Origin of the sequence: Butyrivibrio sp. (assembly GCF_017433805.1) — a bacterium.
GTDB lineage: Bacteria > Bacillota > Clostridia > Lachnospirales > Lachnospiraceae > Butyrivibrio.
The window spans coordinates 1-10,079 of record NZ_JAFRGN010000024.1; the positions used below are offsets into that span (position 1 = coordinate 1).

General features: G+C 41.9%; 5 protein-coding genes. 4 read left to right on the top strand and 1 reads right to left on the bottom strand.

Going from position 1 to position 10,079, the window contains the following annotated elements:
- Positions 1-48: 48 nt before the first annotated feature.
- The 4 genes from IJI01_RS06775 to IJI01_RS06790 all read left to right on the top strand — a co-directional run bounded on the left by IJI01_RS06775 (position 49) and on the right by IJI01_RS06790 (position 9,594).
- A complete protein-coding gene (locus IJI01_RS06775; protein WP_292187755.1) occupies positions 49-4,854 on the top strand; it encodes an aminotransferase class I/II-fold pyridoxal phosphate-dependent enzyme in 4,806 nt (1,601 codons plus the stop codon).
- A 112-nt stretch (positions 4,855-4,966) separates the two neighbouring features.
- Entirely contained in the window at positions 4,967-7,531 is a 2,565-nt protein-coding gene (gene secA / locus IJI01_RS06780; RefSeq protein ID WP_292187757.1) for a preprotein translocase subunit SecA, read from the top strand.
- A 51-nt stretch (positions 7,532-7,582) separates the two neighbouring features.
- Positions 7,583-8,725 carry a peptide chain release factor 2 gene (prfB, locus tag IJI01_RS06785; RefSeq protein ID WP_292187760.1) on the top strand — a complete coding sequence of 381 codons (1,143 nt, stop codon included), beginning with the start codon at positions 7,583-7,585 and terminating at the stop codon, positions 8,723-8,725.
- A gap of 167 nt (positions 8,726-8,892) precedes the next feature.
- Positions 8,893-9,594: a Bax inhibitor-1 family protein gene (locus tag IJI01_RS06790; protein ID WP_292187763.1), complete on the top strand. Its 702-nt coding sequence runs from the start codon at positions 8,893-8,895 to the stop codon at positions 9,592-9,594.
- A 66-nt stretch (positions 9,595-9,660) separates the two neighbouring features.
- On the opposite strand, the gene IJI01_RS06795 is transcribed toward IJI01_RS06790, so the two are convergent.
- Positions 9,661-10,079, bottom strand: a 419-nt coding sequence (locus tag IJI01_RS06795; RefSeq protein ID WP_292187765.1) for a GGDEF domain-containing protein, incomplete at its 5' end; no start/stop codon positions are given.

The following is a 10,079-nucleotide window of genomic DNA, read 5'->3' on the forward strand; positions in this document are numbered from 1 at the left end:
CATTATTGAGGACATTAAATTTGCAAGAGCATTGAAAGGGAGACAGAGATGACGGTAAGAGAATTACTAATAAATAGAGCAAGAGAAGATAAGCAATACAACCTAAGACTTGTGGAAAATGACATAAACATGAGCTATAGAGAACTCTTATGTCATGCATCTGTAATAGCGAATAGGTATGCAGATGAAGGAGTTAAAAAAGGTGACCTTATTCTGATACAGGCAGTTGAGCCAATCTATACTTTCATGGGATTTTGGGGAGCAATCCTTATAGGCGCTATACCGGCTCTTTATCCTATTGGTGCTGACATTAAGCAGCATATTCCTGCGATTACATCTCTTTGTAAACAGTTTGATATTAAGTACATTTATTCAGATATGATGCTTGGAGAAGCACTCTCTAAGGCTATGAAAGAGAAGATCATAATCCCTTCCGAATATGCAAGCCTTGCAGATAAAACTCCTGATTATGAAGCTTTTGAAAACATTGCCATTTCTGAAGATGATACTGCTGTACTTCAGTTTTCATCAGGCTCAACAGGAAATCCTAAAGGGGTTCTTCTGACCAATAAAAACGTAGTGGCTAATGCCCTTGCAACAGCTAGTAGAATCGATCTTGGCCATGAGGATAATGTATTTAACTGGCTTCCTCTTTCGCATGACTTTGCAATTCTTGCCATGCATATGTGTCCGATTGCCTTTGGCTCTGACCAGATATGCATGAAGCCAACGACATTCCTCAGAAGCCCTGCTATTTGGGCTCAGACCGCTTCTAAATATGGCGCAACCTTCTCACCTATGCCTAATTTTGCCATGAATCTGATAATGAAGACATTTAAGGCAGAAGACTATAAGGATGTTGATCTTAGCGGTTTTAAGGGGGCAGTAAGTGCCGGTGAAGGTATTTCAGCCTATAGCTGTGACATGTTCTGGAAAACACTCTCTCCTTATGGCTTTAAGGAAAGTGCGGTTATTCCTGCGTATGGCCTTGCAGAAGCTACAGTAACTGTTTCTCTTGGTAATCCCAAGGAAGCAAGAAATACCTACTATGTTGCTGCAGACGCTGTTGTTGGCGATGCTATCCTTGGAAAAGAAAAAAGAGATGGCGCAAGACTCATAATGGGCTGCGGTAAGCTAATAGACTGTAACGAAGTATTTATTTGCGACGATGACTACAGAGTTCTTGAAGATGGCCATGTGGGAAATATCATGGTTCACGGGGATAATGTGACTATAGGCTATTACAAAAATCCTGAGGCTTCCAAGGCTATTCTTCGCCCAAATGGGGATCTCGATACAGGCGATATTGGCTTTATGGTAGATGGGGAGATATTCATCAGCGGACGCCGCAAGGAGATGATTATTATTAACGGCAGAAATTATTTTTCTGCTGATATAGAGGCTACTGTAAGAGGCGCTGTTAAGGCCCTTTCAGAGAGACCACTTGCAGCTTTTCAGGTTCACGACTCTGTGTCAGATACAGAAAAACTGTATATTGCAGTTGAGAGTACAGACCCTGCCGAGGAAGCTATGGCCAAAGATATCCAGACAGCGATCCTTTCAAGACTACATATACCTTGCGAGAAGGTTGTATTTTTATCTGAACTTCCTAAGACTGCCAGCGGAAAGATCAGATATTATCTTCTCACAAGAAAGTTTGAGGAAGAGAAGAATGATCTTAAGGAAAGACTAGTTAAGATCATCTCTAAGTCAATGGAAGAGGAAATGACAGAGAGTGACTTTGACAGACCTTTTGCTGAGCTTGGAATTGATTCTATCGGTATAGAAGAAATGTTCAAGGATATTGAAAATGAGTTTGGTGTAAGCCTCACAGTGGATGTTCTGTGGAGTTATCCTACCCTCAACAAACTCATGGATTTTCTTAAGGACAAGGTAAAAGATATAAAAAACGCGCCAGCTATTACAGCAGTAAAAGAAGAAAAATCCAATGATGTATCAGATGATGATATTGCTGTTGTTTCCATGGCATGTCATTTCCCGGGAGAAAGTGATTCACCTGATAAGTACTGGGATATGCTCATAAATGGCACAGATACGATAGATTATCCTGATGAGTCTAGAGCAAAACTCATAGGAAATAACGAAATAAATGCTCTTAAGGCGGGCTATATAAAAGATGTGGATAAGTTTGACTGCAGAAAATATGGTATAACCCCCAAGGAAGCAATCAAGATGGATCCTCAGCAGAGAATCCTTATAAGGACCACTTCCGAACTTATGATAAACAGTGGAAAAGCAGAAAAAGACTTCGACGGCAGCAATACCGGAGTATACATAGGTCTTTCTAATCATGATTATTCTTCACTTTTTGAAGAAAAAGACAAGGATTTGTATTACAGCACCGGTAATTCCACCAGCATAATTGCAAACAGACTATCATATGTCTTTAATCTGACAGGTCCTAGTATAGCAATCGATACAGCCTGTTCTTCATCACTTGTTGCTCTTCATATGGGCGCTAATGCTATTAGAGATGGAGAGTGCAAACAGGCAATCTGCGGAGGCGTAAATATTTTGCTGGAACCTCAGATTTCTGAGGCCTTTAAAAATGCCAATATGTTATCCCCTGATTCTAAATGCAAAACCTGCGATGAATCTGCTAATGGCTATGTAAGGGGCGAAGGCTGCGGAGCTGTTTTGTTAAAACGCTATTCTGATGCTGTTAAGGATGGGGATAATATCTATGCAGTTGTGGCAGGCTCTGCTGTTAATCAGGATGCAAGGAGTAACGGACTTACTGCGCCAAATGGAAAGGCTCAGGAAGATGTCATAGGCAGCGCTCTTAAGAGGGCAGGACTACAGCCGGAAGATGTTGATTATATTGAACTTCATGGAACCGGAACCAAGCTTGGAGACCCTATAGAACTTAATTCAATCAACAGTGTATTTGGTAAGTCACTTCAGAATGAGGGTAAAGATTTATATGTGGGCTCTGTTAAAACAAATATAGGTCATCTTGAGTCGGCAGCAGGCGTAGCTAGTTTTATTAAGGCTGTAATGATCCTGTCAAACGGTAGGATTCCAAAGAGTCTTAACTATAATAAGAAAAATCCTTATATCAAGACTGTGGATAACATTCTGGTCGCAGATGGAGAGGCTGACAAAGCTCCAAAAGTAGTTGGAATCAGCTCTTTTGGCTTTGGCGGAACAAACTGCCATATGATATTAAAATCAAGTGGACTTCAGGATACATCACGACTTAATACTGAACTTGAAAAGGGAGAAAGCTATTTTATTACTCGCAGTACTAGTGCTGCAGAAGATGGTATGACTTCCTCAAAAGGGATAAAAGATATTGTTTATAATGCCCTTTCAAGGGCAACTGCCTATCCTGTCGAGACACTTCATGATGAGGATAAACTTCAGTTTGATCTTGGAATAGATTCAATAATGATGGGCGAACTGGTATCTGACCTTATGAGTATTTTCTCTTTTGACAGGGGACAGGTACAGGGATTTATTGCAGCAGCATCAGCAGAAGATACCACCATAAGTGACCTTGTTAAGATCATAGAAAAAGCTGGTGGTGCTCCTGTAGTTGTGGCTGAGACTAAGATAGAACCTGCAGTTTCAAAAACTGTGATTGTAAGTGCTCCTGCAGCAGAAGATGGCAACAGGACTGAAATACAGCCTGAGACATCTGTATCTGAGTTTGAGGAGTATAAGACTATTCACAACAGGCTACAGAACGTAGCGAGCAATCCATACTACAAGGTTAATTACGCTGTTCCAAGAGATGTTATTGAGACTGATGACGGGCAGAAGATCAATTATTCTACATACAACTATGTTGGTCTAAACGGCAACAAAGACGTAATAAGAGCAGCTCAGGAAGCTGTGGAGAAGTACGGAACTTCAGTATCCGGAAGCCGTATGATCTCAGGAGAAATTGACCTTCATAGAAAGCTTGAAAACGCGATCACTGAGTTTCTTGGAACTGAAGATACTATTGTGTATATCGGAGGCTATACCACAAATGTCAGCGCGATCAGCACTGTTGTGTCATCTGAGGACCTGATACTACACGATAGCCTTTCTCATAACAGTATCATAACCGGTTGCAGACTATCTGGCGCAAAGCGTATGAGCTTTAAGCATAATGATATGGAATCACTCGAGGATGCTCTTAAGAGGGTTAGGAAGTTTTATCGAAGAGTTCTTATAGTTGTAGAAGGCGTCTACAGCATGGATGGCGATATCTGTAACCTTCCGGAACTTATCAGGCTCAAAAAGAAATATGGAGCTCTTTTGATGGTTGATGAAGCTCACTCTCTTGGCACAATAGGAGACTGCGGAAGAGGTGTAGGAAGTTATTATAACGTTGACAGAAGAGATGTTGATCTGTGGATGGGAACTATGAGTAAGTCCCTTGCAAGCTGCGGAGGTTATATTTCAGGATCCAAAGAAATAGTTGAGCTATTAAAATATACTTCTGACGGATTTATGTTCAGCGTTGGAATATCTCCTTCAAATGCGGCAGCAGCTCTTGAGGCACTAAATATTCTCAAAAAGTCTCCTGAGCTTGTGGATAAACTTGAACAGAACAGCAGATTTTTCTTAAATGCTATGAGAGAAAAGGGACTTGATACCGGACTTGCCCAGGGAACAGCTGTTGTTCCTTGCATCATCAAGGATTCCAATAAATGCATGGAAATATCTCAGAAGCTGTACAAAAAGGGAATCAATGTTATGCCTATTGTTTATCCTGCTGTTTCAGAAGAAGAAGCGAGACTAAGGTTCTTTATCTCCAGTGAGCACACACAGGAGGAGATGAAGTATACAGTAGACATTCTGGCAAGGCTACTCAAGGGCGATGTCAACATGGTTGAATAGTTGGCTCAAATCTGCTACAATGTGCAATGGACTTTTGTAATTATATAGGGATTACTATGCCCTTTTTTACATATAATACTAGGCCAAATCCTTATGCATTGGGAGAATTAAAATGAGTATTATTGACAAGATTATTGGAACACACAGTGAGAGAGAGCTTAAGCGTATCCGCAGTACTGTAGATGCTATTGAGGCAATGCAGCCACAGATGCAGGCTCTTTCTGATGAGGAGCTTAGAGGCAAGACTGAAGAGTTCAAGAAGAGACTTGCAGATGGTCAGACTCTTGATGACATCATGCCAGAGGCTTACGCAGTAGTTCGTGAGGCTGGTAAGAGAGTCCTTGGAATGGAGCACTTCAGAGTACAGCTTATTGGTGGTGTTATCCTCCATCAGGGCCGTATTGCCGAGATGAGAACTGGTGAAGGTAAGACCCTCGTGGCTACACTTCCTTCATATCTTGATGCTCTTGCTGGTAAGGGTGTTCATGTCGTAACAGTTAACGATTACCTTGCTAAGCGTGACTCAGAGTGGATGGGTAAGATTCATGAGTTCTTAGGTCTAACTGTTGGTGTTGTTCTTAACAGCATGACTTCAGAAGAGAGACGTGCAGCCTATAACTGCGATATTACATATGTAACCAATAATGAACTGGGATTTGATTATCTTCGTGATAACATGGCTATCTACAAGGAACAGTGCGTTCTTCGTGGTCTTAACTATGCCATCATCGATGAGATTGACTCTATCCTTATTGATGAAGCCAGAACTCCTCTTATCATTTCTGGTCAGAGTGACAAGTCAACCAAGCTTTATGAGGCTTGCGATGTTCTTGCCAAGCAGATGACTCGTGGTGAGGATATGGAAGACCTGACCAAGATGGATGCCATCATGGGCGTTGAGAGAGAAGAGACTGGTGATTTCATTGTCAATGAAAAAGATAAGATCGTAAACCTTACAGCGCAGGGTGTTTCCAAGGTTGAGAGATTCTTCCGTATAGAGAACCTTGCTGATCCTGAGAACCTTGAGATCCAGCACAACATTATCCTTGCTCTTCGTGCTAATAACCTTATGCAGAAGGATCATGATTATATTGTTAAGGATGACGAAGTCCTCATCGTTGATGAGTTCACAGGTCGTGTAATGCCTGGCCGTCGTTATTCAGATGGTCTCCACCAGGCTATTGAAGCCAAGGAGCATGTTAAGGTTAAGAGAGAGTCCAAGACTCTTGCTACTATTACTTTCCAGAACTTCTTTAACAAGTTCGAGAAGAAGTGCGGTATGACTGGTACTGCTCTTACTGAGGAAAGAGAGTTCCGTGATATTTACGGACTTGATGTTATCGAGATTCCTACTAACGAGCCTGTTATCAGAATAGATCATCAGGATGCTGTATATAAGACCAAAAAAGAGAAGCTCAATGCTATCTGTGACGCAGTGGTAGAAGCTCATGCTAAGGGACAGCCTGTACTTGTTGGTACTATCACTATTGAGTCTTCTGAGGAAATCAGTAAGCTTCTCAAAAAGCGTGGTATTCAGCATCAGGTACTTAATGCCAAGTTCCATGAGATGGAGGCTGAGATTGTTGCAGAGGCCGGCAGAAAGGGCGCTGTTACAATTGCTACCAACATGGCAGGACGTGGTACAGATATCAAGCTTGATGAGGAAGCAAGAGCAGCCGGCGGTCTTAAGATAATTGGTACTGAGAGACATGAATCAAGACGAATTGATAACCAGCTCCGTGGACGTGCAGGTCGTCAGGGTGATCCAGGTGAATCCAAGTTCTATCTTTCACTTGAGGATAACCTCATGAGACTGTTCGGTTCAGAGAGACTTATTGCGATGTTCAATGCGCTTAAGATTCCTGATGGACAGGAAATCGAGCACTCATCTCTTTCTAAGGCAATTGAGTCTGCACAGAAGAAGATTGAGTCTAACAACTATGGTATACGTAAGAACCTTCTTGAGTATGACCAGGTTAACAACGAGCAGAGAGAGATCATCTATGCAGAGCGTAAGAAGGTTCTTGATGGAGAATCACTTCGCGATTCTATCTACAAGATGATCACTGATATTGTAGAAGCTGATGTTCAGACAGTTGTAGGTGAGGAGTCAGATCCAGATAACTGGAATCTCCAGGAGCTTAATGAGCTTCTTTTACCTACTATTCCTCTTAAGAAGATCAACAGAGGACGTATTGATAACCTCACTAAGAGTGGTCTTGCTCAGCAGCTCAAGGAAGAGGCTGTTAAGCTCTATGAGGCTAAAGAGGCTGAGTTCCCTGAGCCAGAGACAATCCGTGAGATCGAGCGAGTTATTCTCCTCAAGGTTATCGACAGAAAGTGGATGGATCATATCGATGATATGGATCAGCTCCGTCAGGGTATTGGACTTCAGGCTTATGGCCAGAGAGATCCTAAGATTGAGTACAAGCTTGCTGGTTATGAGATGTTCGATGACATGACCAAGGCTATCAGAGAGGATACAGTTAGACTTCTGTTCCACGTTCACATCGAAGAGAGAGTCGAGCGTGAGCAGGTTGCCAAGGTTACAGGAACTAACAAGGATGATTCAATTGCTAAGGCTCCAGTTAAGAGAGTTGAAGCTAAGGTTTATCCAAATGATCCATGCCCATGTGGAAGCGGCAAGAAGTACAAGAATTGCCACGGTAAGGTATAATACAAACTTTTGGCAATTGTGTTTTAGTTATCATATAGAAATGGAGTTTTTATGGTAGTTTTAGATCAGATGAAGGTTGAGATTCAGAACCTGCAGGGAACCCTTAAAGAGGTTACGGCATCATTGGATCTCGACAACAAGAAGAAGATAATCGAAGAGCTTTCACGTGAGATGGAAGAGCCTGGTTTTTGGGATAATGCAGAGAAGGCCAACAAGAAGACCAAGGACCTCAAGAACATGCAGGACCTTGTCGCTAACATTGAGAAGCTCAACAATCAGTACACAGATATCATCGACCTCATTGATATGCAGAATGCAGAGGGTGTAGATGATGATGATATGGCTGCAGAGATCAGATCAGAGCTTGATGATTTCGAGACAACTCTTGAGGACATCAGAATCAGCAATCTTCTCAATCAGCCTTACGACAAATATGACGTAATCCTCAGACTTAATGCTGGCGCAGGCGGTACAGAGGCTTGTGACTGGGCATCAATGCTCTATAGAATGTACACCAGATGGGCAGAGCGAAAGGGCTTTACTACAGAAGTTCTTGATCTCCTTGATGGCGATGAAGCCGGAATCAAGTCAGTTACATTCCAGATTTCCGGAACTAATGCTTATGGACTTCTTAAGTCTGAGCACGGTGTACACAGACTTGTTCGTATCAGTCCTTTCAATGCACAGGCTAAGAGACAGACTTCCTTCGTATCATGCGACGTAATGCCTGATATCGAGGAAGATGTAGATATCGAGATCAATCCAGATGACCTGAGAATTGATACATATCGTTCATCAGGTGCCGGTGGACAGCACATCAACAAGACATCATCTGCTGTTCGTATCACTCATATCCCTACAGGCGTAGTTGTTGCCTGCCAGAATGAGCGTTCACAGTTCCAGAACAAGGACAAGGCTATGCAGATGTTGAAGGCTAAGCTTTTCATCATGAAACAGGAAGAACAGGCTGCTAAGCTTGCTGGTATCCGTGGTGAGGTTATGGATAACGCCTGGGGTAGCCAGATTCGTTCATACGTACTTCAGCCATACACAATGGTTAACGATACGCGTACAGGCTTCAAGGCTTCTAACGCTGACGGAGTACTTGATGGTGAGCTTGATCCATTCATCAATGCATACCTTAAGTGGCTCGCTACAGGTGGTAAGCCAGTTGGAGACACATCAGAAGAATAATATGTTGAATAATATGGGCTTCGCTGTGATGAGCAGTGGAGCTCTTTTTATACAAAATAGAAAAATAAGAATTTATAATATGCTGAAAATGTTATGGATTATGATGAGTATCAGACATAGAATATACTCATGACAAAGCATTATTATACATGTTGGAGGAAATAGTTATGTTTAGTTTAAGTGAGAGAAAACAAGAAAGACTTTTAAAGCCTGTTTTAGAAAATGAGATTGTTTCTGACAGAGCTTACAATATGTATCTTGGCGGAGTTGTAGCTTATGGACTGCTCGTTAATATCCTGATATGTTCTAAGCTTACACCTTTTGCCCTTAGCCTTAATCCTATAGTGTTGATAGTGGGCTATATTGTTAGTGCTCTTGCCGGAACAATTATTTCTGCTAAGAGTAATAATCCTCTTGTAAGCTTTTTGGGTTATAACCTGGTTGTAGTTCCTGCAGGAATTGTTGTTTCAACAGTGGTTTATTACTATGGAGGACTTAGCTCACTGGTAGTACTTCAGGCAATTACTTACACCGCAGGAATCACTGTAGTTATGGTTTGCCTTAGTATTCTTAAGCCTGAGTTTTTCTCCAAGCTTCATGGAATATTATTCGGAGACTTGCTTGGACTTATAGTTGTAGAGCTTGTTCTGATGCTCTTTGGAGTTCGCCAGAACGTATCAGCTTTGATCGGTGCAGTTATTTTTTCACTGTACATTGGATATGACTACTGGAAAGCTCAGCAGTATCCTAAGACTGTCGATAACGCTGTAGACAGCGCACTTGATATCTATCTTGATATTATCAACCTGTTCATGAGAATCTTGAGTATTCTTGGAAATGGTAAGTCATCAAAGAAGAACAGCTTCTAAGATGGCATAAGGAAAGACCTCAAAGCATACGCTTTGGGGTCTTTTAGTGTCTTTGCAATATTTTCTTTATACCACCACAACCTTATTTCTGCCAGTGTTCTTAGCTTTGTACAGTGCGTTGTCCACGTTCTGGATGGACTTACTGAAATCTCCGTTATATCTTGATACGCCAACTGAGATGGTAAATGGTACAGGCGTATCTGTTGCGGATTCTATGTCGCGTCTGAACTGCTCCATACGGGCGCAGGCGTTGTTGACGTCGCAGTTCTTGAGGATAATGACGAATTCCTCTCCTCCATATCTTATTACATAATCATCTTCGTGAGTTCCCTTGGCCAGCTTCTGACCGATGTACAGAAGTGTGAGATCGCCAGTATAGTGACCGTGCTCATCGTTGACCTGCTTGAAGTGGTCGATATCAAGCATTGCGATGGCTACCGGACCATTTATTTCTTTTAATGCATTCTTGGTTACTATCTTTTCCA

What these genes read in the sequence shown, in the direction of transcription:
- IJI01_RS06775 (WP_292187755.1), top strand. Translation starts at nt 49, where the DNA reads ATGACGGTAAGAGAATTACTAATAAATAGAGCAAGAGAAGATAAGCAA.
- secA (WP_292187757.1), top strand. Translation starts at nt 4,967, where the DNA reads ATGAGTATTATTGACAAGATTATTGGAACACACAGTGAGAGAGAGCTT.
- prfB (WP_292187760.1), top strand. Translation starts at nt 7,583, where the DNA reads ATGGTAGTTTTAGATCAGATGAAGGTTGAGATTCAGAACCTGCAGGGA.
- IJI01_RS06790 (WP_292187763.1), top strand. Translation starts at nt 8,893, where the DNA reads ATGTTTAGTTTAAGTGAGAGAAAACAAGAAAGACTTTTAAAGCCTGTT.